Origin of the sequence: Clostridium cellulovorans 743B (assembly GCF_000145275.1) — a bacterium.
In the GTDB taxonomy this organism is placed as follows: domain Bacteria; phylum Bacillota; class Clostridia; order Clostridiales; family Clostridiaceae; genus Clostridium_K; species Clostridium_K cellulovorans.
In genome coordinates, this window is record NC_014393.1 from 5,237,403 (window position 1) to 5,262,222 (window position 24,820).

Annotated in this window: 32 protein-coding genes; 3 read left to right on the forward strand and 29 right to left on the reverse strand. The window is 30.0% G+C overall.

Annotation, left to right across the window (positions count from 1 at the left end; translation table 11 throughout):
- Positions 1-16 precede the first annotated feature (16 nt).
- From lonC to CLOCEL_RS21850, 14 genes are all read right to left on the reverse strand, one after another.
- Entirely contained in the window at positions 17-1,909 is a 1,893-nt protein-coding gene (gene lonC, locus CLOCEL_RS21795) for a Lon family ATP-dependent protease (RefSeq protein ID WP_010074375.1), read from the reverse strand.
- 12 nt (positions 1,910-1,921) lie between these two features.
- Entirely contained in the window at positions 1,922-2,365 is a 444-nt protein-coding gene (gene rplI / locus CLOCEL_RS21800; protein WP_010074376.1) for a 50S ribosomal protein L9, read from the reverse strand.
- A complete protein-coding gene (locus CLOCEL_RS21805) occupies positions 2,365-4,350 on the reverse strand; it encodes a DHH family phosphoesterase (protein ID WP_010074377.1) in 1,986 nt (661 codons plus the stop codon). Before CLOCEL_RS21805 ends, rplI begins: the two co-directional genes overlap by 1 nt.
- Positions 4,351-4,353: 3 nt before the next feature.
- Positions 4,354-5,367, reverse strand: a complete 1,014-nt coding sequence (locus tag CLOCEL_RS21810; RefSeq protein WP_013291985.1) for a DUF2232 domain-containing protein — start codon at positions 5,365-5,367, stop codon at positions 4,354-4,356.
- A gap of 10 nt (positions 5,368-5,377) precedes the next feature.
- Complete coding sequence (locus CLOCEL_RS21815; RefSeq protein WP_013291986.1) at positions 5,378-5,695, reverse strand: MazG-like family protein; 318 nt, start codon at positions 5,693-5,695, stop codon at positions 5,378-5,380.
- 175 nt (positions 5,696-5,870) lie between these two features.
- Positions 5,871-6,167 (reverse strand): ATPase, encoded by a 297-nt coding sequence (locus tag CLOCEL_RS22115; RefSeq protein ID WP_010074381.1) that lies wholly within the window; start codon positions 6,165-6,167, stop codon positions 5,871-5,873.
- A gap of 213 nt (positions 6,168-6,380) precedes the next feature.
- The gene (locus CLOCEL_RS22120; protein ID WP_010074382.1) at positions 6,381-6,833 is read right to left on the reverse strand and encodes an HAD family hydrolase; all 453 of its coding nucleotides are present in this window, start codon (positions 6,831-6,833) and stop codon (positions 6,381-6,383) included.
- Positions 6,834-6,934: 101 nt separating this feature from the next.
- Complete coding sequence (locus CLOCEL_RS23915; protein WP_010074383.1) at positions 6,935-7,039, reverse strand: hypothetical protein; 105 nt, start codon at positions 7,037-7,039, stop codon at positions 6,935-6,937.
- 327 nt (positions 7,040-7,366) lie between these two features.
- Entirely contained in the window at positions 7,367-7,624 is a 258-nt protein-coding gene (gene rpsR / locus CLOCEL_RS21825) for a 30S ribosomal protein S18 (RefSeq protein WP_010074384.1), read from the reverse strand.
- A gap of 25 nt (positions 7,625-7,649) precedes the next feature.
- Positions 7,650-8,096 carry a single-stranded DNA-binding protein gene (locus tag CLOCEL_RS21830; protein ID WP_010074385.1) on the reverse strand — a complete coding sequence of 149 codons (447 nt, stop codon included), beginning with the start codon at positions 8,094-8,096 and terminating at the stop codon, positions 7,650-7,652.
- 18 nt (positions 8,097-8,114) lie between these two features.
- Positions 8,115-8,402 carry a 30S ribosomal protein S6 gene (rpsF, locus tag CLOCEL_RS21835; RefSeq protein ID WP_010074386.1) on the reverse strand — a complete coding sequence of 96 codons (288 nt, stop codon included), beginning with the start codon at positions 8,400-8,402 and terminating at the stop codon, positions 8,115-8,117.
- A 212-nt stretch (positions 8,403-8,614) separates the two neighbouring features.
- A complete protein-coding gene (locus CLOCEL_RS21840; protein ID WP_010074387.1) occupies positions 8,615-8,821 on the reverse strand; it encodes a DUF951 domain-containing protein in 207 nt (68 codons plus the stop codon).
- Positions 8,822-8,844: 23 nt separating this feature from the next.
- A complete protein-coding gene (locus tag CLOCEL_RS21845) occupies positions 8,845-9,726 on the reverse strand; it encodes a mechanosensitive ion channel family protein (RefSeq protein WP_010074388.1) in 882 nt (293 codons plus the stop codon).
- A gap of 26 nt (positions 9,727-9,752) precedes the next feature.
- Entirely contained in the window at positions 9,753-9,998 is a 246-nt protein-coding gene (locus tag CLOCEL_RS21850; RefSeq protein WP_010074389.1) for a putative Se/S carrier protein, read from the reverse strand.
- Between the two features lie 108 nt (positions 9,999-10,106).
- Here CLOCEL_RS21850 and CLOCEL_RS21855 point away from each other — a divergent pair, with 108 nt between their 5' ends.
- From CLOCEL_RS21855 to yyaC, 3 genes are read left to right on the forward strand one after another with little or no spacing between them, the layout of a single operon-like run.
- Positions 10,107-11,264, forward strand: coding sequence for an aminotransferase class V-fold PLP-dependent enzyme (locus CLOCEL_RS21855; RefSeq protein WP_010074390.1), 1,158 nt, complete (start codon positions 10,107-10,109; stop codon positions 11,262-11,264).
- 5 nt (positions 11,265-11,269) lie between these two features.
- Positions 11,270-12,319, forward strand: coding sequence for a sporulation integral membrane protein YtvI (ytvI, locus tag CLOCEL_RS21860; RefSeq protein WP_010074391.1), 1,050 nt, complete (start codon positions 11,270-11,272; stop codon positions 12,317-12,319).
- A 46-nt stretch (positions 12,320-12,365) separates the two neighbouring features.
- Positions 12,366-12,956: a spore protease YyaC gene (gene yyaC, locus CLOCEL_RS21865; protein WP_010074392.1), complete on the forward strand. Its 591-nt coding sequence runs from the start codon at positions 12,366-12,368 to the stop codon at positions 12,954-12,956.
- A gap of 42 nt (positions 12,957-12,998) precedes the next feature.
- On the opposite strand, the gene CLOCEL_RS21870 is transcribed toward yyaC, so the two are convergent.
- The 15 genes from CLOCEL_RS21870 to rpmH all read right to left on the reverse strand — a co-directional run bounded on the left by CLOCEL_RS21870 (position 12,999) and on the right by rpmH (position 24,393).
- The gene (locus CLOCEL_RS21870) at positions 12,999-13,520 is read right to left on the reverse strand and encodes a DUF4446 family protein (RefSeq protein WP_010074393.1); all 522 of its coding nucleotides are present in this window, start codon (positions 13,518-13,520) and stop codon (positions 12,999-13,001) included.
- Positions 13,521-13,564: 44 nt separating this feature from the next.
- On the reverse strand, positions 13,565-14,437 hold the full coding sequence (locus tag CLOCEL_RS21875; protein WP_010074394.1) for a ParB/RepB/Spo0J family partition protein: 873 nt from the start codon (positions 14,435-14,437) through the stop codon (positions 13,565-13,567).
- Position 14,438: 1 nt separating this feature from the next.
- On the reverse strand, positions 14,439-15,209 hold the full coding sequence (locus tag CLOCEL_RS21880) for a ParA family protein (protein ID WP_010074395.1): 771 nt from the start codon (positions 15,207-15,209) through the stop codon (positions 14,439-14,441).
- A gap of 195 nt (positions 15,210-15,404) precedes the next feature.
- Positions 15,405-16,184 carry a nucleoid occlusion protein gene (gene noc / locus CLOCEL_RS21885; protein ID WP_010074396.1) on the reverse strand — a complete coding sequence of 260 codons (780 nt, stop codon included), beginning with the start codon at positions 16,182-16,184 and terminating at the stop codon, positions 15,405-15,407.
- A 123-nt stretch (positions 16,185-16,307) separates the two neighbouring features.
- Entirely contained in the window at positions 16,308-17,027 is a 720-nt protein-coding gene (rsmG, locus tag CLOCEL_RS21890; RefSeq protein WP_010074397.1) for a 16S rRNA (guanine(527)-N(7))-methyltransferase RsmG, read from the reverse strand.
- Positions 17,028-17,217: 190 nt separating this feature from the next.
- Positions 17,218-17,433, reverse strand: a complete 216-nt coding sequence (locus CLOCEL_RS21895; RefSeq protein WP_010074398.1) for a hypothetical protein — start codon at positions 17,431-17,433, stop codon at positions 17,218-17,220.
- Between the two features lie 184 nt (positions 17,434-17,617).
- Complete coding sequence (locus CLOCEL_RS21900; protein WP_010074399.1) at positions 17,618-18,121, reverse strand: hypothetical protein; 504 nt, start codon at positions 18,119-18,121, stop codon at positions 17,618-17,620.
- 109 nt (positions 18,122-18,230) lie between these two features.
- Positions 18,231-20,117, reverse strand: coding sequence for a tRNA uridine-5-carboxymethylaminomethyl(34) synthesis enzyme MnmG (gene mnmG / locus CLOCEL_RS21905; RefSeq protein WP_010074400.1), 1,887 nt, complete (start codon positions 20,115-20,117; stop codon positions 18,231-18,233).
- 8 nt (positions 20,118-20,125) lie between these two features.
- The gene (gene mnmE, locus CLOCEL_RS21910) at positions 20,126-21,505 is read right to left on the reverse strand and encodes a tRNA uridine-5-carboxymethylaminomethyl(34) synthesis GTPase MnmE (RefSeq protein WP_010074401.1); all 1,380 of its coding nucleotides are present in this window, start codon (positions 21,503-21,505) and stop codon (positions 20,126-20,128) included.
- A 245-nt stretch (positions 21,506-21,750) separates the two neighbouring features.
- Entirely contained in the window at positions 21,751-22,095 is a 345-nt protein-coding gene (locus CLOCEL_RS21915; protein WP_010074402.1) for a winged helix-turn-helix transcriptional regulator, read from the reverse strand.
- 183 nt (positions 22,096-22,278) lie between these two features.
- Positions 22,279-22,917: an RNA-binding cell elongation regulator Jag/EloR gene (jag, locus tag CLOCEL_RS21920; protein WP_010074403.1), complete on the reverse strand. Its 639-nt coding sequence runs from the start codon at positions 22,915-22,917 to the stop codon at positions 22,279-22,281.
- Between the two features lie 36 nt (positions 22,918-22,953).
- Positions 22,954-23,628: a membrane protein insertase YidC gene (yidC, locus tag CLOCEL_RS21925; protein WP_010074404.1), complete on the reverse strand. Its 675-nt coding sequence runs from the start codon at positions 23,626-23,628 to the stop codon at positions 22,954-22,956.
- A gap of 17 nt (positions 23,629-23,645) precedes the next feature.
- Complete coding sequence (gene yidD / locus CLOCEL_RS21930; protein ID WP_013291988.1) at positions 23,646-23,864, reverse strand: membrane protein insertion efficiency factor YidD; 219 nt, start codon at positions 23,862-23,864, stop codon at positions 23,646-23,648.
- Positions 23,821-24,207: a ribonuclease P protein component gene (gene rnpA, locus CLOCEL_RS21935; protein WP_010074406.1), complete on the reverse strand. Its 387-nt coding sequence runs from the start codon at positions 24,205-24,207 to the stop codon at positions 23,821-23,823. Before rnpA ends, yidD begins: the two co-directional genes overlap by 44 nt.
- A gap of 51 nt (positions 24,208-24,258) precedes the next feature.
- Positions 24,259-24,393, reverse strand: coding sequence for a 50S ribosomal protein L34 (rpmH, locus tag CLOCEL_RS23825; RefSeq protein ID WP_010074407.1), 135 nt, complete (start codon positions 24,391-24,393; stop codon positions 24,259-24,261).
- Between the last annotated feature and the right edge of the window lie 427 nt (positions 24,394-24,820).

Genomic DNA, 24,820 nt, shown 5'->3' on the forward strand with positions numbered 1-24,820 from the left:
ATTAAAACTTATGAAACTAGAATACTAGTTCCATAAGTTCTTCGATTGTTGATACTGTTAATACTTCTATATCATCTAAACCCGTAGGTATTTCTTTTTCGTTATCCTTAGGAACTATAACAGTTTTAATTCCTTTTCTTCTTGCACCATAAATTTTCTCAAAAATCCCTCCTACAGGCTTTACCTTGCCCTTTAAGGATATTTCCCCGGTAATTGCGATATCTTGTCTTAAAGGCTTGTTTAGGAGAGCACTTATGATACATACAGTTATAGCTGCACCTGCTGATGGTCCATCAATGTTACCTCCACCAACTACATTAACATGTATATCATAATTTTTAATATCTATATCTGTTACTTTTCTTATAACAGCTGCTGCATTAAATACTGAATCCTTTGCCATAGAACCAGCTGTATCATTAAATCTAATGGAACCCGTACCTTCCTTTTTGGCTTCAAAGGTAGTTGCTTCTATTTTAAGAGCAGAGCCCATATAACCACTAACTCCTAGCCCATTGATTTCGCCAACTTCCTTTTGCTCCATTGATTCATTCTTTTCATAAGGAACCATACGTCCAATAGATATAACTTCTTTAACATTTTCTAATGTGATCTCTACTTCTTCTTTATCATCATTATTATATAATGCATTTCCATAAGCGTCTGCAAGAATGTTTACAGCTTTTCTACCTTCTATAGTATATCTACTAATAAGTTCTGCAACTCCATCATCTAAAGTGACCTTTAATCTTTCTGCTGCATTCTCGACTATATTTTCGATATGCGCCTTATTTAATGGTTCAAAATAAACAGCTGTACACCTTGATCTTAAAGCAGGACTCATTTCTCCTGGACTTCTTGTAGTTGCTCCTATTAACACAAAATCTGCTGGTGCACCTTTATCAAAAAGGTATTTTATATATGCTGGTACAGTGTCATCATCTGGATCGTAGTATGATGATGAGAATTCCACTCTCTTATCTTCTAAAACCTTTAATAGCTTGTTCTGAAGAGTTTGATCTAGTTCTCCAATTTCATCAATAAACAATACACCTCCATGTGCATCTGTAACTAATCCTGGCTTTGGTTCAGGAATTCCTGTCTCAGCTAAATCACGTCGGCTTCCTTGATAAATTGGATCATGAACTGAACCTAAAAGTGGGTTTGTTATTTCTCTAGGATCCCATCTTAAAGTAGTACCATCTACTTCTATAAATTTTGAGTCTTCTTCAAAAGGAGTAAACTTTAACTTTTTACATTCCTCCAACGCTAATCTTGCTGCAGTAGTTTTTCCAACCCCTGGAGGACCATATAATATTATATTTTGTGGATATGGTGTAGCAATCTTAGAAATCAATGCTTTTATAGCTCTTTCCTGTCCCACTATTTCATCAAAACTCTGTGGTCTTAATATTGATAACACATCTTTACTAAGTGATTTAGTATCTAAAGTTTCAAGATCTGCATACTTTTTTAAAGTTCTCGCGTTTTCTGGGCCTTTTTTCTTTTTGATTATTCCCATTCGCACTTCGTCCATATACTTTTCTTGTCTTTCAATTAGTAATTGCTCTACATCTTTTTCAATATTATTTTGTACATATCTTCTTGCAACTTCTTCTGAAAGATATCTAGAGGTTTCCTCAATAGCTAAAAGTAGATTCTTTTCATTAGGGATCTCTTTCAAACCTTTTCCATTGCTCACAACTTTGTTAAGTGCATATACTCTTTCATAAATGTTTTCACTATTTATATACTTTTGCAACTTATATTTAACAACTCTGCTTCTAAAAATCCCTTCATCTATAACCTTTTTAGCTGCATCATACATTACTTTAACTTGAACTTCTATTGATATAGTTGCTCTTATTTCATCATTATCTATCTTAAAGCTATTAGTATTTGAATTCACAGAAACCCACCTCTATTCTTCAGTAACTATAACCTTAACCTTAGTTGAAACTTCCGCATAAAGCTTAATCTCTACTTCGTATGTTCCTACGTGTTTAAGAGTATCCATTACTATCTTTTTCTTATCTATTTTAAAATCATGTTGCTTTTCTAATTGCTCTGAAACATCCTTGCTTGTTATAGCTCCAAAAAGTTTTCCACCTTCTCCAGCCTTTGTAGATATTTTAATTTCCTGCCCCTTTAGCTTTTCAGCAATTTTTTGAGCTGCTTCAATTTCTGCAAGCTTTTCTTTTCTTTCCTTCTCTTTATGATTATTCAAAATATTTAAGTTAGAATCTGTTGCTTCTTGTGCTGCTTTCTTTGGAAATAAGAAATTTCTTGCGTATCCATCAGATACGTTAACTACATCCCCCTTCTTTCCAAGTGCCTTGATATCTTTTAATAATATAACTTTCATTATTCTTCACCTTCCCTTTGAATTTTCGCTATAGCTTCTTTTAATTCTTTTGTAGCTTCTTCTAAGCTTTTATCTTTTAATCTGGCTCCAGCCATAGTGAAGTGTCCACCCCCACCTAATGCCTCTGAAATTAATTGTACATTTAAGTCTCCAAGAGATCTTCCACTAACCAAAACATCATTGCCAACCTTAATTAATACAAATGAAGCTATGACTCCTGTAATATTTAATAATTCATCTGCAGTCTGAGCTGCTAAAATGTTATCTTCTACATCCAATGGACTTACTGCAATAGCTATACCATTTTCCACTTCTGCTTGCCTTATTATATCTGACTTATCAATATACCTTTTTAAGTCATTTGAAAAAAGTTTCTTTAAATAAACAGTATCTGCTCCTTGTGACCTTAAATACGCTGCTGCTTCAAAAGTTCTAACACCAGTTTTAAAGCAAAAGTTCTTAGTATCAACAACTATTCCCGCCAATAAAGCTTCAGCCTCTGTATTTGTAATCTTATGATTCTCTTTCATATATTGAATCAATTCTGTAACTATCTCAGATGTTGAAGATGCATAGGTTTCCACATACATAAGTAATGGGGTTTCGACCCCAACCCTTGCTCGTCTATGATGATCAATTATTACACTCTTCTTAAATCTCTTAAAGACTTCATAATTTAGCACATAGTTCTTACTGTTAGTATCTACTATTATAATCAAACTTTCATCAGTAATCAAATTATCTACATCACTTCCACTGACAAATGTCTTTTCATCAATTTGTTCTTTCATATACCTATCAGCAATTTCTTCTATACTATTATTAAATGAATCTATAATTATATGAGATCTTTTACCTAGTGCTCGAATCACACTGGATAAACCTATAGCTGCACCAATACAATCTATATCAGGATTAGAATGACCCATTAAAAAAACATTTGTACTATTATTTATAACATCCTTTAGTGCATGAGCAAATACCCTAGTTTTTACTCTACTGCGTTTTTCTACTTCTTTAGTGCTGCCTCCAAAAAACTCCAATGCATCACTGCTCTTTAAAACCACTTGATCTCCACCTCTACCTAAGGCGAGTTCTAAAGCAGAAAACGCATTCTCATGATTTTTCATAGGAGTATTATCTCCAAAACCAACACCGATACTTAATGTTACATCTAATGTATTTCCAGTATCTATTTCTCTAATCTGATTTAGAATTTCGAACTTCTTTTCTATTTCCTTTTGGAGTTCATTCCTATGGGTAATCAAAATATACTTCCCAGTTGAATACTGCTTATAAACAGCATTAAGTCTTTGACTATAACTATTTATTGCTCGTTTAATTTCAGCCTCGAGAAGTGGCCTCTTATCCTCTGTAGTAGATTTTCTTACCTCATCAAGATTATCAGCGTCAATAAGCATAACAACTTCTGCATTATCCTTAAGAGCCTTTTTTATTTCTGCTTTTTCACTTGAATCTATAAAATATAAAACTAGCACATCCCTATCAATTTCACTTTTCGTCTCTATTTGAGATGTATATATATCATAACTTTCTTTCTTAATTGATATATCTTTAAATATATTAGTTTTTGAATCTAATATATTTTGAATATCATCACTACTTAACAAACTATCGATGTCGCTTGACAGTATAGCATTTTCAGGGAATCTATCCATAAAAACTTGGTTATACCATAAAATTATTCCATTTGTGTCAATTATAGCAACTGGAAATGGCATCCTTACAAGAATTCCTTTTGATGCATTATCTACGCTATTTATAAATCCGTCTACAAACTCTTTCCATTGACTTTGCTTACTCTTATTTACTCTTTTTGTATATATAAGTAACCCAACAAAAGCTATAAGAAATACGCTTGCTATAACATAATGTTTGAGAATAAACATGGTAGCGATAGCAATTATAATAATAACAAAAAAATACTCATTTCTAGGCTTTAAAAAATTAAACTTTTTTTCCATACCCTATCCTCTTTTTCTCTTGAAAATACCATGCGGATCTAACTTTCTAAAATCAAAAATCATTTCAATAAAACCTACAGTATAAACAACAACAGGCAATATATAAACAGCTCCTATTATAATAATTATAGTTGTAACTTTCTTCATCTTAAGTACATTCATGAATTTGTCATATATAAAAGCTGTTCCTGTAACACTTAAAAGAAGTTTTATTATTGTAAATCCTGTAGTAGCAATTATACCGCCTTCTACATAACCATAATTTCTAAGAACGAGCCCTACACATATTATAAGTATAACTGCTGCACCTAATAAATTTGATATGTAAAAACACTTAAATTCCTTAATTTTTGAAACTTTACAATTTATAGATTCAAGTATTTTTTTAGTAATAAAATAATATACAAATGAAACAAAGAAAATTGTTTCTGCTATCATAGATGGTATAAACCTAATCATGTCATCAGCACTAAATAACTCCTGAAGCTTATACTCTCTTCTTAAAGCTGGTGTATATATAGAATCATAAGTTTTCCGCAAACTTTCGTATCCATTATAAAAAAGGTCTGATATATTCTTATGCTCCATAAAATATGCTAATATCACTGTAATAATAAAAACAGCAACTACATAGGTTGTTATTATGTAAAAGTAACTTTTACCCAAGGATACATTCCTTTGGATAACTACTCCTATGACTACTCCAATAATTACTGTAAATAACAAGCTACTTATTGTTATCGGTATAAATATTTCAGTAGTAAAAGGAAAACTTCTGAATAGCATAAGTACTATCAAAAAATCTATGACTATAGAAGTAATGCTTTTTAAGAACCTATGTGTAGCAAAAAGTACCGATGCTCCTAACGGTATAAAGAAACTGGATATAATTGGAATAACCCAACTTCCATCTCCTTTCATTATTATAGCGGTAAAAATGCCATTAAACATCATACTTATTATAACGACAAGATTCAATAGCAAAGTAAAAAATATATTTCTTCTAGAAATTGTCATAATTCCTCCGTTAATTTCTCTCTTTTAAATGTTGATATAGACTACTCAAATCCTTGCCACTCTTCTCAACAGAATCTCCAGCGACTATACCTTCTTTAAGTTTTATCTTTGTATGTTCATCTATCTGAAGATAAGAATGTCCTAATCTTCTCCCTAATACATATAATAATATTATTGCCCCGGAAATACAATCAAGTAAAGCTTTTTCTGCAACATTGCTCCCTTTTGTCAAAAGTTTAAAAAAATCACCTATAACACAAAGCAAATCAGCTTTTAATTCTTCTATTATTTTAACGCTGGAAATTATATTAAAATCATCTCTTCTCATATATCCATCCCCTTTTCTTCTCTATCTATATTGTAAAGATTTTAATGATATTATGCAACTAATAAATACCATTTTAATCCATTTACTTATAATATCATGGCTTTTATTACAAAAAACCTTTAAAAAATAGCTTCTACTTCTTATGAAGTAAAAGCTATTCCACAAAAGCACTGTATTAAATATTTTTTATTCTTAATGCTCTCATTGCATTTAATATAGATAGAATTACAACTCCTACATCATCAAAAACAACTTGCCAAATAGTAGAATCACCAAAGGCCTCCAATACTAAAACGATTAATTTAATATCAATTGCAAAAATAATATTTTTAAGAACAATCCGACTTGTTCTTTTACCTATTTTTATAGCTTCAACTATCTTATATGGTTCATCAGTCATTATTACTATATCTACTGATTCAATAGCTGCATCCGAACCTAGTCCACCCATTGCAATTCCTATATCTACCACAATCAGTATCGGTGCATCATTTATACCACCACCTACAAAAATTACTTTGCCATTTTTCTCTTTTGTAACATTAGCTTTTTCTAATAATTCAAATTTTTAAGCTGGTAATAGTTCTAAATAAAACCTGTCAACGCCGAAAATTTCCGCAACCTTTTCAGCAACACTTTTTGAATCAACAGTTAACATTATAGTTTCTTTAACACCTATCGTTTCTTAATCATCTATAGTTTTCTTTGAATCTTCTTTAATCTTATCAGAAATTTTAATACTTCCAGAAAAGGTAGAATCTATAGCTGTATATATTATAGTACCTATTGCTTCTTCTACAAAGTCAATACTTGCCTTTTTCATTAACTTATTATTACCACATAAAAAATTTTTTCCATCAATAACAGCTTTTACACCATAGCCTGCAATTTCTTCATAACTTTCTATTGATTCTTTATTTATTATATCTTTATATGGATTTATTATAGATGTTGCTATATGGTGATTAGATAGACTTTCTGCTGTAGCAGTATACTTATGAATCTCTTCATTAGTAATATTTGAAATCGACTTTATATCGGTCACTCTAAATACACCCTTTGTTAGTGTCCCAGTTTTATCAGATACAACTTTCTCTACATGATTTAATGCTTCTAAGAAGTTACCACCATTTATCAATATATCTTTTTTAGATATGCCTCCAATTTCAACAAAAAAATCCTATAGGAATATAAATAACCAATGCACAAGAACAAGATATAACTAAAAAGATACGAGTTCTATAAATCCAATCTGAAAAAACAGCTCCATCTATTTAAGATATTATCTCCAATTGAGATTTTTATTGGAGCAGACTCACCTGTTAACGCTGAGGCATCCAACATAGAAGTTCCTTCTACAACTTCGCCCCCTTAAGTAGTTCATAAAATACACGCCCATCCGAATATATGAATATATATTCGGATATTAAATTAATTTTATTTCTTTTTTACCTTTATATCGAGGAACTTGTACAATTGCAAGTGATTCTTAATAATAAATGCAAACTATTTACAAAGGCTTTCAAGCGCACTTTTTTAGCTTGTATATTTATAATTATTCTTACAGTTATATTTAACCTACAATATAATTACTTATAAAAATCAAATAAGGCAAGAAACATAACATAAATACGTTTCTTGCCTTATTATCAGCTATATATGAATTTACTACTATTCAGTTGTGAATGGTAGTAAAGCTATGTTTCTAGCTCTCTTTATTGAACCTGTAAGTTCTCTTTGATGTTTAGCACAAGTACCACTGATTCTTCTTGGTAAAATCTTACCTCTTTCAGTTACATACTTTCTTAATCTATTAACATCTTTATAGTCGATAGCTTCAACTTTTTCAGAACAGAAAGCACATACTTTTTTTCTGCTTTTTCTGCCTCTGATGTTCTTTTTGAACTCTTTTTTATTGTTTTCGCTCATTCTAATTTCCCTCCTTTACCTAAATTTAAAACGGTATTTCATCGTCATCTACTGGTGATACGAAGTTATCATCAAATCCATTACTGGATCCCCATGAATTCATATCATTGGAACCTTGAGATTGTCCTTGACCATTTCCTCTTTGTTGTCCACTTCCCCATTCAAGGAATTGTACTTCATCAGAAACAACTTCAGTAACATATCTCTTACTTCCATCTTGTGCATCATAAGTTCTTGTTTGTATTCTACCACTAACTCCGATAAGCTTGCCTTTACTTGTATAGTTTGCCACAGTTTCAGCAATCTTGCCAAAGACAACTATTGGAATAAAGTCAGCTTCCTTTTGACCATCTTTAGAAGGAAATCTTCTATCAACAGCTATAGTAAAGTTAGCAACTGCTGTCCCTGTACCTTGAGCAAATCTTAGCTCTGGATCTCTTACAAGTCTACCGATTAATACAACCTTGTTCATTTGACAGCACCGTCCTTATTACTTTTCAAGATTAACTATGATGTGTCTGATTATTCCATCAGTGATTCTAAATACTCTATCTAATTCTTTAGGTAATTGAGCATCAGATGAGAAATTGATTAATGTATAGTGACCTTCGTTAACTTTTGCTATTTCATAAGCTAACTTTCTTCTGCCCCAAACATCAACATTTTCTACTGTTCCACCACCATTTTCAATGATACCTTTGAATTTTTCGATGTTAGCTTTAGTAGCTTCTTCATCTAATGATGGGTTTTGGATAAATAAAGTTTCATACTTGTTCATTACTTTCACCTCCTCTGGACTAACGGCTATGATATTAATCATAGCAGGACTACAATTAAACATTATAACACTTTTTACATTATAATTCAAGTTTTTTATGCACATCATACAAAATAAGTTTTAAATATAAAAAGTAAATTTGCTGAAAAAGAGTCTATTATATAATATTTCAAATACGAATAGCTACTTTCAAAAAACTACTCAAGTTCTATTTAATTTTCCGCATCATTAGCTTTACTTAAAAGAACCTTTTTCACTCGCTTCTCAAAATCACTTCTTGGTAACATAACAATTCTGCTACAACCTCTACATTTGATCTTTATATCTGCTCCAAGTCTAATAATCTCCCATTCAAAACTACCACACGGATGTTGTTTTTTCATCTGTACTATATCATTAATTTTAAATTCTTTAACCACTTATCTCACCACCCCTGATTAAATCATTTTGTATTATAAGGAATACTTATATTGTTATCATCTAATGCAAGCTTTATTTTTTTTCTAAGTTCAACTTCAGCATTCCATTCTTTCGTAGGTTTTGTTCTTCCTACTACTCTTATATTAATCCCCCTAGCACCTAATTCTGTTATACCAACTACCTGTGGTAATTCTACTATATTTTCGTCATCTTTTCCATATTCTAAGCATACTTCATTTATAATGTCTATAGCTTTATTTAAATCTGAATCATAAGATATTGTCACTTCAACTAGAGCCCTTCTAGATCCCCTAGATTTATTAGTAACCTTTAATATGCTTCCATTAGGTATTATATGTATATCACCATTAGCATCTCTTATTCTTGTAACTCTAATTTCTATACTTTCAACTACCCCAGTACTTCCTTGTATTTCTATAGATTCTCCGACCATATATTGATTTTCTATAAGCAAAAATATACCAGAAATAACATCTTTAACAAGATTTTGTGCGCCAAATCCTATTGCTACACCACCAATGCTTGCCAGAGTTAAACTTACAGTGCCAAAATAAATAGATAAAATAGACGTAATTCCAATAAAATAAACAGCATACTTTAATAAACTTCTTAGTATAGCACCAATAGTCTTTGCTAATTTTTCATCCATATTAAAAGAATTTAATGAAAATGTATCATTGCTAGAATTAGCTTTTTCGCTTTTTCGCTTGACCCATTTTTTTATAACTTTATCTCCAATTTTTAAGGTAACTATCATAACTAAAATAACTATTATTGTACCTATAAGTTTTGATCCTACTTCTCGAAACCATCCAGTAAATTGATCAATTGAAACAGATATTATACCAACTTGAAATAATGCTTCAATATTACTACAAATCATCTTCTTCACACACTCCAATATCACTACTATAAAGAGAAGTATTGTCCACTTTCTTTATAGTATATATTTTTAATCTTTAGTTCATACTTTTGTATAACACTTTTTATATTTCCTAAGTCCTCTTCATTAAATCTAATGCTCAGACCACAGCTATGCGTTATACCTGTTGGCGTTGGAACTATCCTATTAGCAATTGATAATTCCTTCAGTTTTTTCTCCATAGTCATTGCTTCATGAGTGTTATTAAAAACAATTAAATATAGTTCTACCATCCTACTCTCCTACTTACATTTTTTAATATACATTTATATTACTATATTTTATAATAAAGTATATACTCTTATTATAATAGATTCTTATTAATGAATATAGGTGAAAACATGGATATATATTTCGATAACAGTTCAACAACATTTCCTAAACCACCAACTGTAATAGAAGCCGTTAATAATTTTATCACTTCTATAGGTGGAAATCCAAGTCGCGGGGCTAATTCAACATCCTTAAATGCTTCTAGGCTTGTATATGATTGCAGAGTAGAACTATCTAACTTCTTTGATTTTAACTTACCATCAAATGTAATATTCACGCATAATATTACCTATGCCTTAAACATGTTAATAAAGGGTATCGTAAAAGATGGTTGGCATGTTATAACATCCTCTATGGACCACAACTCTACCTTGAGAACCCTATTCAGCTTAAATTTAGAGGATACAATAGAATTATCTATACTCCAAACTGATGAAACAGGTCTTTTAGATTTAGATGTATTTGAAAATGCAATAAAACATAATACAAAGCTTGTAGTTTTATCTCATGCTTCTAATATAATAGGATCAATACAACCTTTAAAAACCATTGGGGATATATGTAAAAAATACAATATTTATTTTATTATTGATACAGCTCAAAGTGCTGGTATAATACCAATAAGTTTTAAAGAATTTAATTGTGATGCACTAGCCTTTACTGGTCATAAAAGTTTATTTGGCATTCAAGGTATAGGTGGTTTTCTTATTTCAGAAGAACTTTCTAAAGAATGCTCTTCTATATTCACTGGGGGAACTGGTAGTTCTTCATCAGAATTAACTCACCCGAGCATTTTGCCAGATAAATACGAACCAGGCACTTTAAATACCCCTGGTATAGTAAGCTTACTAGAAGGTATAAGATTTATAAATAATATTTCTTTACAAAAGATACATACCAAAGATTTAGAGTTAAGCGAAACCTTTTTAAAAGGTATGTCAAACTTAAAAAATTATAAAATCTATAGATCACCTACAATTAGTGAAAGCACACCTACAATTTCATTTACACACAACACTATTAATAATGAGGAATTAGCATTTTTATTAAGTAACGAGTTTAATATTAGTTGTAGAAGTGGTCTTCACTGTGCACCACTAGCACATAAAACTATAGGAACCTATCCTAATGGAACAATAAGATTCAGTTTTTCTTACTTTAATACTACTGAGGAAATAAATGAATCCTTAAGTATTTTAGAATATCTTGATAAAAAGGGGGTATAACATATATGCACGATTTTGTAACTAAATTAGAAAAGTCACTAATTTTCTTCATACTGTTTACAATCGTCTTTATCACGATATTTGGAACGATCCAGTATACGCTGCCATTTGTCCTTGCTTTTCTATTTTCTCTTCTTCTAAAAAGACCAACTAAATATTTAATTGAAAAAGGAAAACTAAAAACATCACTAGCTGCATTTATTACTACTACAATTTTTTGTATTGTAGTTATTGGACTAATCCTTCTATCAATAAATTATCTCATCTCTGAATTGAAAAGTTTAACTTATAATGTGACAGATATAGTAACCGTAAATTTTGATTATATTCGCAAATGGTTTAATGATCTAGTTGATTCTTATAACAATTTAGATCCAACTTTATTAGATGCAATAAATAAGAACCTTGCTTCTCAAAGTTCAAAACTTTCAAATTATGCAGTATCTTTATCTAGTAGTGTTGTCTCTTATTTATTTGGAATTATTTCTTCGCTACCTACTTTATTAACACTTATACTATTTACTATATTCTCGACTTACTTTATTACAAAAGATATCGTAAGCAAAGATTTGACTTCAAAGTATAAAAATATGCCAAATAGAAATTTAATCACAAAGCTTTTAGAAAACAGTAAGAACATGTTAGGTAAATATTTGTTAGCATATATATTCTTATTATTTATGACCTTCTGTGAAAATTTAATTGGCTTTTCTCTGTTAGGCGTTGATTACGCGTTCTTATTATCATTACTTTGTGGTGTATTAGATTTATTACCTATAGTTGGTATGATCATTGTATATATTCCTCTTATTTTAACTTATTTACTACAAGGTAATTGGATAATGGTAATTGCTTTACTTTTCTTATATACATTTGTGATGCTAATAAGGCAAGTATTAGAACCAAAACTCTTATCTAGTACATTGAAGATACATCCAGTAGCTTCATTAGCAGCTATATTTATCGGATTAAAAGCTTATGGCTTTCTAGGTATGTTTTACTGTATAATGCTATTAGTTTTTTATAATATTTTTAGAGAAACAGAAATAATTTAGTATAAAAACCTCCTAATTGGATACAATTAAGATAAGGAGGTTTTTTATGTGCATTTCTATCAATTCAGTAGATTCTAAATCTGCAGCAGTATTTAACGAGAAATTATATGATAAGGTATTTCATGCACTAATTGAAGACAAGCAATTAGTAATCCTTTGTATAGGTACAGACCGTTCTACTGGAGATTCTTTAGGACCTTTAGTCGGTTATAAGTTAAGTAATACACCTATAAAAAATATAACCTTATTTGGTACTCTGGCAACTCCAGTACATGCTAAAAATCTATGCGAAACAATAAATGAAATAAAATCAAGATTTCCTAATCCTTATATTATCGCTATAGATGCATGTTTAGGTAATGTTGAGAGTGTCGGTACAGTTTGTTTGAAAGATAAGCCTCTCGCTCCAGGAGCCGCTCTAAAGAAATCTCTTCCCCCTGTAGGAGATATTAGCATTACGGGAGTAGTAAACATAAGTGGCTATATGGAATTTTTAGTCCTTCAAAACACTCGTTTATACGTAGTAATGAATCTATGTGAAATTATTTGTCGTTCTCTTTATCAATCTATAACTAGAGCCCAAAGAGATGTCAGATTACTAAAGAATGATAATGTTTTTAAAAATACTCTTAGATAAATTAAAAAGGCAAAAGAATTTTTATAATTCTTTTGCCTCTTTTTATTTATCTTTTATATTTCCTTGTTCATTAGCAATAGCCATCCTCAAAGTTTCTTTTTCTTCATCTGATAGATCATATCTTGAAATACCCATATCAATAGGTTTTGCATATATAGTACTTTCTTGTCTTCCAAATATACTTGTTATTATAATACCATCATTATTACTATCTAAAAGTGCTAAAGAAAAACTTAAGTCGCTTCCGACATTATCAAAAGCTCTATATCTCTTAATTCCAACTTTTTGAACACATTTTTCAAGTTTGTTTTGTATTTCTCCATATTTTTTTGATAATTCTTCATTAAAATTATTTACTTCGTCAATTTTATCCATATAGTCCGTAATAGTCTTTTCGATGTTTTGTCCATCATATCCTCTAAAAACCTTCTTCTGTCTTCTTTTCAACTTGCTTAAGGATATAAACAACACTATTATTGAAATTAGTAATACTAGTATTGTTCCTATCATTGCTAAAATGATTAAATTTGTATTTTCTGATATCCAATTCAAAAAATTTTCCAAGACCTTCACCCTTTCTTGATAGTAATGTTTCACGTGAAACATTGTTATTCCGTCAAATGTAATAATTCAAGCAATCTATCCAAATCTTCTAACGAATAATATTGTATTTCAATCTTTCCTTTATTATCTTTTTTATTTGTAATTGCTACTTTTGTATCAAAATAATTTTGTAATCTACCTTCTAAATCTTTTATATGAGGATTTTTTTCATAATTTTTTTCAATTTCAACTTCTTCTTTCTTAGTTTTAAAATCCTTAATAATATTTTCAATTTCTCTAACACTTAATCTTTTATCAATTATCATTTGTGCCAATTCATATTGTTTATTCAAATCCTCTATACCAAGAATAGCTCTTCCATGGCCTTCTGATATTATACCTTCCATCAAATATTCTTGAACTCTCACATCCAAAGCTAACAATCTCATTATATTGCTAATGGCTGTTCTTGATTTACCTATTCTTTCTGATAGTTGCTCTTGTGTAAGGTCAAAATCATTTAATAACTTTTTATATGCAATAGCTTCTTCTATTGGATTCAAATCTTCTCTTTGTATATTTTCAATCAAGGATACTTCTAATACAGACTTGTCGTCTAAATCCATAATAACTGCAGGTACTTCTTTAATAGCTGCTAATTTGCAAGCTCTCCATCTTCTTTCACCAGCAACTATTGTATATGTTCCATCAAAGTTTTGTTTTAAAACTAAAGGTTGTATTACTCCATATTCTTTTATCGACTTAGCTAACTCTCCAATTTTTTCATCATCAAAAGATTTTCGTGGTTGTTCAGAGTTTGCTTTAATTTTATTAATTCCTATCAAATTTACAGTTTTAGAATTACTTACTTCATCTATTATTTCTTCTTCTGGTATTAATGCGCCTAAACCTTTACCAAGCCCTCTTTTTCTGCTCATCTTATTTTACCTCCTGTCTCTTAATAAATTCTTTAGTTAGATCTTCATAACTTTCTGCTCCTTTACACTTGTCATCATAAAGCATAATTGGAAGACCAAAGCTTGGCGCTTCTGCTAATCTTATATTTCTTGGAATTGTTGACTCAAATACCTTATCTCCAAAGTATTTTTTCACTTCAACAGAAACTTCATTACAAAGCTTTGTTCGATTATCATACATTGTCAAAATTACGCCTTCTACACTCAATTCTTTATTTAATGACTTTTTTACTAACTGAATTGTATTAACTAATTGAGATACACCTTCTAATGCATAATATTCACACTGAATTGGTATAAGTACGCTTGTAGATGCACTTAATGCATTTAATGTCAGCAATCCCAATGATGGAGGACAATCTATGAAAACAAACTCAAAATTCTGATCATTCTTATTTACCTTCTCCCTTAATATCTTTTCACGATTTTTAATATCGATCATTTCAATTTCTGCTCCTGCTAATTCTATAGTAGAAGGAACAATATATAAGTTTTCAATCAATTCGCTTTTTATCATAGCTTCTTCTAAAGATATATCATCAGTTAAAAGATGATAAGAAGAAATTTCTACTTTCTTTTTGTCTATCCCTAATCCACTAGTACTATTTCCTTGTGGGTCTATATCTATAATTAAGACTTTATGTCCGTTAACGGCTAAATATGCTGCTAAATTAATATTGGTCGTTGTCTTACCAACTCCACCTTTTTGATTAAAAACACTTATAACTTTCATTTGCACTCCCCCTCATCTAATGTATAACTTAATCTTTGAATTTGATTTAATTAACCCTACAGTTTCTATTATAAACATATTAGGCAATAATAGAAATATATATTACTCAAAAAAATGAAAATCTCTTAGAGGGGTAAACTCTAAGAGATACAAATAAGGAGATATATAACAATATTTCATACGAAATATTATTAACTAGTTATTTTTAGGGATTCTAACAGTAACCTCTATGAAGTCATCTGCATCTTTTGATTTATATTTTGCATCAATTCCAAACTTATCAAAAACTTGCTTAATGGTATTAATATATAACTTTGAATTCATTGAATTAGTTCGAATCCTCTTTTTACCATCTTTTCCTATGTCATTAATGAAATTAAGTTCTTTTTCTATTAATAATTCAGTTTCTTTAACATTTAAGTTCTTTTTTATCACAGTATCTAATACCTTTATCTGAGCTTCCAATGTTGGAAGCTTTAATAAAGCTCTTGCATGTCTTTCAGTTAGGTTATTATCAATAAGTTGTTTTCTAATTTCATTATCTAACTTTAGTAATCTTAGCTTGTTTGCAATTGTAGATTGTTTTTTTCCTATTTCTTTTGCTAATTGTTCTTGTGTATATGAATGTTCCTTTATTAAATTATAGAATGCCTCTGCTTCTTCTAAGTAATTTAGATCTTCTCTTTGAAGATTTTCTAATAATGCTATTGCAGCGGATTCTTTATCATCTACGTCAACAATAATAACTGGTACTTCACCTAAGCCAGCCTTTTTAGCTGCTCTCAATCTTCTTTCTCCAGCTACTAGCTCATATCTATTTTCTCCAAGCCTTCTAACAGATAAAGGTTGGATTATTCCAAATATACTTATAGATTGGGCTAATTCATTTATACCTACTTCATCAAAGAATTTTCTTGGTTGATATAAATTTGGTACTATTTCATATGGAGAAACATAGTATACAGTGTTTTGCATAAAACCATCCCTCTTGTTTTCCTAACTTTATAGTTTCTAGGAATTATCTTAATTTCCTTCTTTTTTTATTGAATTTTTTTCGACATTATTAATTAATATAAAAATGTTTCACGTGAAACATTTTTATATTAATGGTTTCTTAGTAATATTCCCTGCATTTCTTGGATAAATCTTAGGAGTATCCTTAACCTTTTTTATAATAACAAGATTATGACGCAAGTCAGTTCCTTCAACTTCAACAGGTAATATTTCTTCTAACTTACCACCTAAAATCCCAATAGCTTTCTTTGCTTGTTTAATTTCCTCTTCTACAGCTGGTCCCTTTAGTGCTATAAAATATCCATTATTCTTTACATATGGTATACATAGTTCTGATAAAACAGTTAGGTTTGCTACAGCTCTTGAAACTGCACCATCAAACTGACCTCTATGTTCTTCTTTTCTTGAAAACTCTTCTGCTCTTCCATGTATTGCATCGATATTATTAATTCCTAATTCACTTATAACTGTATTCAAAAAATTAACCCTTTTATTTAAAGAATCTAATAATGTTACCTTTATATCTGGGTTAACTATTTTTATTGGTAGACCTGGAAAACCAGCACCTGTACCAACATCAATAATATTATTCATCTTTGATAATGGAGAAAATCTAAAAATCTTAATACTATCAATAAAATGTTTTTTTATGATTTCTTCATCTTCAGTAATGGCTGTTAAATTTATTTTTTCATTCCACTCTTTAAGTAAATTCTTATATTTAATAAACTGATTATATTTTATTTCATCAAACATCAAACCTTCGTTCTCAGCTGACTTTTTCATTATTTCATAAAATTCCAAGGTTAGCCTCCTGTGGCATGTAAATATATTTTATAATAATATATTTTATGTATTATTATAAATTTTCATCATTTAAGTTACGCCAAAGTTTTCTTAATATATAAAAATTATATATACTATGTAGAATCTTTATTGAACTATAAATATATATTTATTATACAATAAAATATGTAGTATACAAAACACTATTTTATTTATTTTCTTTTATACACTGCATCAACTTTAATGATAAAGCAATCTCTTTTGCTGGTGTTTGAATAGATGCAATTCTTTTAATATTTATATTTTTATCATATCTTAAAACAACCTTAATAAAAGCCTGAAATAAGTTCTCATCAGCAGATACCTTTTTAATTTCATCGCAATCTTGTTGCTCTAAAACTAAATTTCCTTTATACAATATCATATTCCTTTACTCCATTCTAAAATTATCCCTATTATATATTAACTTCTATATCTTATTATTTATACTAACTATACTTTTATGATAGCAGAAAAAAGCCATTAGTATAAGTGGGAATCTTATTTCTAATGACTCTTTACGCTTAGGTATAAATTCAATTTGTTTATCTTAATTTTTGTGGTTGAGACTATTGTTCTTGTTGTGGTTGTGATGGTGTTGATTGCTGTTGTTGCTGCTGAGACTGCATTCCTTCCGCTGGTTCTGTAGTAGTCTCCGGAGTTTTATTTTCACTTGGAGTTTTTCCACTCATTTTACCTTGTAGTTGTTCTTTCATCTTTGTTGCTTCTTCTTTAGAAATCTTACCATCCTTAGCATCTTTATCTATGATTTTCATCATTTCATTCTTTACTTCATCCATTAACTTATCCATGGAAATTTTCTTCTTTTCCATAAGTTCTTTCATTCCACCATCTTTTGATTTTGCATTTTTTAATTCTTTCTCTGAAACCTTAAATTTTTCTTTTAATACTTTCTCTACTATCTTTTTATCAATACTAGTACCTTTCATTGCACCATTATCTTGATTTGTTTCAACAGCTTCTATTGCTTTTGTCTCTGCTGTATAAATAGTACTAATGCCTCCCATTGATACTAGAGAAGCTAGTGCTAAAGCGATAACTTTTTTATTCATAAAAACATACCTCCATCTTAGAACCTCTTATATACTCTTGTTATTCCCAAAGTCTCAAAAAATATTACAAAGAAAGTCCTTAATAATTGGACTTTCTTTGTAATTAGGTTTATTTGATATTTTTATTAGCATTTAATTGTTCCATATATATCAATAATACAGATACATCTGCTGGTGATACACCTGAAATTCTTGATGCTTGACCAATGTTTATAGGATTTGTTTTTTGTAACTTTTGGATTGCCTCAATTCTAAGACCCTTTATATCATTATAATTTATATCTTCTGGAATTCTTCTGTTTTCAAATTTCTTAAATTGTTCTACTTGTTCAAGTTGTTTTTCTATATATCCTTCATACTTGGCAGCAATGTTAACTTGTTCCTTTACACTATCTAAAAGTTCTGACCTGTCAACATCTAAAGCTTCTACCTTATAATAATCAAGTTCTGGTCTCTTAATTAATTCATATAATGATATAGGTTTTCTTAATGCTACTGAACCTATACTTTCTAGAAATTCATTTACTGATGTTTTGTTTGTTATTTGAAGGCTTTTTATTCTTTCAAGTTCTATTTCAATAGCATTTTTACGACTTAAAAATTTTTCAAACCTCTCATCACTTACTAGTCCTACCTTTCTACCAAGCTCAGTAAGCCTTAAATCTGCATTATCTTGTCTTAATAAAAGTCTGTATTCAGCTCTTGATGTCATCATTCTATAAGGTTCATTAGTCCCCTTAGTAACTAGATCATCAATTAATACACCAATATATCCATCACTTCTTTTTAATATTAAAGGTTCTTCACCTCGTATCTTCAATACTGCATTGATTCCTGCTATAAGTCCTTGGCAAGCAGCTTCTTCATAACCGGAACTTCCATTTAACTGTCCTGCTCCAAATAATCCATTAATATTTTTAAATTCAAGAGATAACTTTAACTGAAGTGGATTTATAGAATCATACTCTATTGCGTATGCAGTTCTTAAGATTTCTACATTCTCAAGTCCTGGTACTGTTCTATACATTGCTATTTGCACATCTTCTGGCAATGAAGATGACATTCCTCCAACATACATCTCATCAGTATTTTCACCCTCTGGCTCAATAAAAACTTGATGTCTATCTTTATCTGGGAACCTCATTATTTTATCTTCGATAGATGGACAATATCTTGGTCCTGTTCCAACTATGCTACCATTATATAAAGGTGATCTATCAATATTTGCTTTAATTACATTTTGAGTTTCTTCATTAGTATAAGTTAACCAACAAGATATCTGATCTCTTTCTAAATAATCATTTTGAAATGAGAATGGTGTAATTTTTTCATCACCAGGTTGTTCTATCATTTTACTAAAATCAACAGATTTAGAAGAAATTCTAGCTGGCGTTCCAGTTTTAAATCTTCTTAATTCAACGCCTATATCTAATAAGCTTTGTGATAAGTCATCCGCTGGCTGTAATCCATTAGGACCACTATGATAACTTACATCACCAATTATAACCTTTGCTTTTAAATAAGTCCCTGTAGCTAAAACAACTGCTTTAGTCTTGAAATAAGCTCCGTTTCTAGTCTGAACTCCAACAACCTTACCATCTTCAACATCAATAGCTGTAACTTCAATTTGCCTTAAATTTAAATTATCAGTTCCTTCAACAACTCGTTTCATTTCATCAGAATATCTTTTTTTATCAGCTTGTGCTCTTAAAGAATGTACTGCAGGTCCTTTAGATGTATTGAGCATTCTTGACTGGATAAAAGTTTTATCTATATTTACTCCCATCTCTCCACCTAGAGCGTCAATTTCTCTTACTAAATGACCCTTTGCTGTTCCACCTATATTAGGATTACAAGGCATAAAACCTACTGAATCCAAATTTATTGTGGTAAGTAGCGTATTCATTCCCATTCTGGCAGCTGCTAACGCCGCTTCAACGCCTGCATGACCAGCTCCAACAACTACAACATCATATTCTCCGCCAAAGTATTTCATTTGCTTACCTACTTTCCTAAACAAAATTCTTTAAAAATTTTATCAATTAAATCTTCTGCCAATGTGTCTCCAGTTATTTCACCAAAATTCGACCAAGCATTTCTTAAATCAATTGATGCAAGATCAATAGCACTAGTATTTTTTAGAGCTTCTATCGCGTTAGAAATATTATCATTTGCTCTATATAATACATCTTTGTGCCTTGAGTTAGTAATTAATATCTCTTGAGATTTAATCTCCCCTGAGAAAAATAACTCTTTGATGATTTCTTTTAACCGTTCTATACCTTCACCATTAAAAACAGAAACATCAATCATATATTTTGAATTTAAACATTGTATATCTTCTTTTTTAAGTTTACCTTTTAAATCACTCTTATTAAATAGGACTATATACTTCTTATCTTTAATATAATCTGCAATCTTTAAATCTTCTTCGTCAAGTTCTCTACTTGAATCTAACATAAGTATAATTAAGTCAGCTTCTTCTATCTTTTCTTTAGACTTTTCTACGCCAATTTTTTCCACTAAATCATCAGTCTCTCTTATACCTGCAGTATCAATAACCTTAATAGGGACCCCATCCATGTTAATATACTCTTCAATTACATCTCTTGTAGTTCCTGCAACGTCAGTAACTATGGCCCTATTCTCATTAGTTAAAAGATTAAGCAAGGATGACTTTCCTACATTAGGCTTACCAACAATTACAGTGCTAAGACCTTCCCTTAAAATCTTACCTTCTTCGGCTGTTTTTAATAGATACTCTATTCTTTCCTGAAGTTTATTTAGATCATTAATTGTTTTTTCTGCAGTCATCTCCTCTAAATCATCCTCTGGATAATCAACAGTAGCTTCAATATGGGCAATCATAGCAAGTAACTCTTCTCTCAATACTTTTATTTCCCTAGATACTCTTCCACCTGATTGAGCAACCGCACTCTTCATCGCAAGGTCTGTCTTAGCCGTTATTATGTCCATGACAGCTTCAGCTTGACTCAAGTCAATCCTACCATTTAAGAATGCCCTCTTAGTAAACTCACCTGGATCAGCTATCCTTACCCCTTGCTTTAATACAACTTCCAATATTCTTTTAGTAGAAATTAATCCACCATGGCAGTTAATTTCTACTGTATCTTCTGCAGTGAAGCTTTTAGGTGCTTTCATGTAGCTTACTATAACTTCATCTATTATCTCTTCATTTTCTAAATCAATTATATTTCCATACCTCATAGTATATGGCTTTATATCCATTAAATCTTTTCCGTTTGCACTTCTAAATAGCTTAGAAGCTACAGATAAAGCACTATTGCCTGATATTCTTATTATTGAAATACCACCTTCACCAATGGGCGTAGCTATGGCAGCTATCGTATCAAATTCCTTCATCAGTAATCTCCTTAAATTTTATATAAGTTTCTCTAGATGCTATATTTTAAACATTTCTAAATTTTAATATAAAACTTCCAAATTCATTCTTATACAAATGAATTTGGAGTTTAGATGTTTTTAGTTAACCTACATATATTATAAATTATATCCAAATCTCAACTCTAGCCTTTATTAATTTATCATAGATTCATCTATGATAAATATTTTACATTTTGAAAATTTATCATAACACTTCGAAAATCTTAGTAATTTTCAATTTCAATATTATGTATCTCTGCATATTCATTACTCCATTTAGAGATATCAATAAGTATATTTTGTAAATCATCTCCTAATTTAGTACTAGAGTATTCCACTCTTGGTGGAACTTCAGCATAAACTTTCCTAGTTATAAGTTTGTCTTTCTCTAACTCTCTAAGTTGTTGAGTAAGCATTTTTTGAGTTATATTTGGTAATAACTTTCTTAGCTCATTAAATCGTTTGGTTCCCTTACTAAGATGCCACAATATAATCATCTTCCATTTACCGCCAATAAGTTCTAGCGCTAATTCTATTGAAGTATTATATTTATCTTTTATATCATCCATATATATTTACCTCACTTTACAGTATCAAAAACATACTATGCATCCAAAAGGAATGTATGATCAAAATAAATATTTAGAGGTCAATCTGTAACCTCTATTCTTAACTAATTATAAGGATTTTTTTCTAAAAATCAATAAAAGATTTTATAAAAATAAGTTTTACATATGAAAAAAGTCGTGGTTTTAACCACGACTCTTTCTATCTCTTTTAACTTCAATAACAACTCTTCTATAAGGCTCTGCACCTTCACTATAAGTATCAACATACCTATCCTCTTGAAGTGTTGCATGGATTATTCTTCTTTCATATGGATTCATAGGTTCCAATCTAAAGGCTTTTTTAGTTTTAGCAACCCTATGAGCCAACTTTATAGCTAAAGACTTTAGCTTTTCTTCCCTTTTAGCCCTGTAGTTTTCTGTATCTAGAACCACTCTCTTATATTCACCTTCATGGCCCTTGTTCACTACAAGACTAACTAAGTATTGAAGAGAATCTAAAGTTTCACCTCTGTAACCAATAATGATACCCATATCATCACCTTTTAAATCTATCTTTAGATTATCTTTTTCCTCAGTTACAAATACCTCAGCTTTTACATTCATCTTCTCTAAAACATCAGTTAAAAAAGCTTTAGCTTCCAAGATAGAATCTCTTTTAACTGTTACTTTTACTTTGGCAGGTCTTGCACCGAATTTTAAAAATCCTTTATTGCCCTCATCTAATATTTGAACTTCTACTCTATTTCTATCTACATTAAGCTTTTCAAGAGCATTTTCAATAGCCGTATCTACATTTTTTCCTTCAATTTCTATGCACTTCATTCGGTAAGTTTCACCCCCTAATTAAAATTATATATATTAAGCAACTTTTTCTTTTGAGCCTTTATACACAAATTTTTGAATTAAGTAAGTTTGAGCAAATTGGAATATATTACCTATAACATAGTACATTACTACCGCTGAGTTTAAAGTTAAACTCATAAACAACATCATTCCAGTTGTAACTATAGTCATAGTACTCATGTTCTTAGCAGCTTCAGCTGTTTGTGTCTGCTTAGTTGAATATGTTGTAGAAATATAAGTAGTTGCTGCTGTTAAAACAGGCAATATATATCTTGGATCTCTAGCTGATAAATCAGTCAACCATAAAAAACTATGGCCTTTAATTATTTCAGCATCTTTAAATACAAAATACATAGCCATCAATACTGGCCATTGAAGTAATAATGGTAAACATCCTGCAAAAGGACTTGCTCCACTTTCTTTATATAATTGCATAGTAGCTTGATTAAGCTTTTGCGGATCACTTTTATATTTAGCTTGTAGCTTTGCAACCTCAGGTTGTATTTCTCTCATTTTAAAACTTGACTTAATTTGTTTTATATTTAATGGGAAAAGACAAATTTTAAAGAATATACTAAATACTATTATAGATAAACCTACTGAAATATTCAGATTGTTTATACCAGAATCTAGTAAGTTAACAATCCATTCAAATATAGTTGTTAAAAAACTTGTAATTGCCTGAATCACAGGGCACCTCCTAATTATTACTCTACAGGGTCATATCCTCCAGAACTAAATGGATTACATCTTAAAACACGTTTTAATGCCATGAAACCACCTCTAATTACTCCATGCTTTTCCAAGGCTTCTATTGCATATTGAGAACAAGTAGGAAGAAACTTGCATGTTGGTGTTCCCTTTAATGGTGATATGTATTTTCTATAGAATTTTATTATTTTTATTAGTATTCTCTTCACTTCCATATAACCCTGCCTTTATAAATAAATTTATTAAAGCCTTTTCAATATCATTATAACCTTTATCATGTGCAGGATTCCTAGCAATGACAACAAAGTCATGCCCATATTTAAATTTATGTTTATTCAATCTGTAGCTTTCATTGATTAGTCGCTTAACCCGACTTCGAACAACACTCTTCCCAACTTTTTTACTTACAGATATACCTATTCTATTATAAGCTCCAGATTCATCATAATTTTTCTTATTTTTAAAAATATATAGTACTAATAAATAGTTAGAAAAAGATTTCCCTCTTTTATAGACAGTTCTAAATTCTATATTTTTTCTTATTTTTTCTTTTTTCATCTATAAGGGCTCCTTTACTGGAATTACAGAAAAAGGCCACAATAAGCGGCCTTATGCTGTCAATCTTTTTCTACCTTTTCTTCTTCTAGCTTTAAGAACTCTTCTGCCTGTAGCTGTTTTCATTCTTTTTCTGAAACCATGCTCCTTGCTTCTTTGTTTCTTTTTTGGTTGGTATGTCATAAACATATAGATACACCTCCTCTATCGCTTACTAAACTTGTATAGCAATTTAACTTACTACCATTATTAAAATTAAAAATTCACTATTCAATTATAATTGTACTAAATATTAATGTCAAGAATAGTATTTTGCTATGACTTGTGAATAATTTTAAGTTTTTAAGTAGAATTTTGTGGATAACTTATTGAATACCCTTTACGATTTTGCTATTATTAAACATATGGTGTGAATAATTTGTGGATTATATAGCTTATCCACATACTGTGCATAACTCTGTGTATAACTTGTTGCACAGATCTCAATAACTTTATTTAAAACTAATACTTTTTCTTAAAAACCCAGTATTTATGCGTGTTAATTAATTATTATTTCTTATTGTGGATAACTTATTCTCAGTTTGATATATCAACTATTTTATCAACATGTGAATAA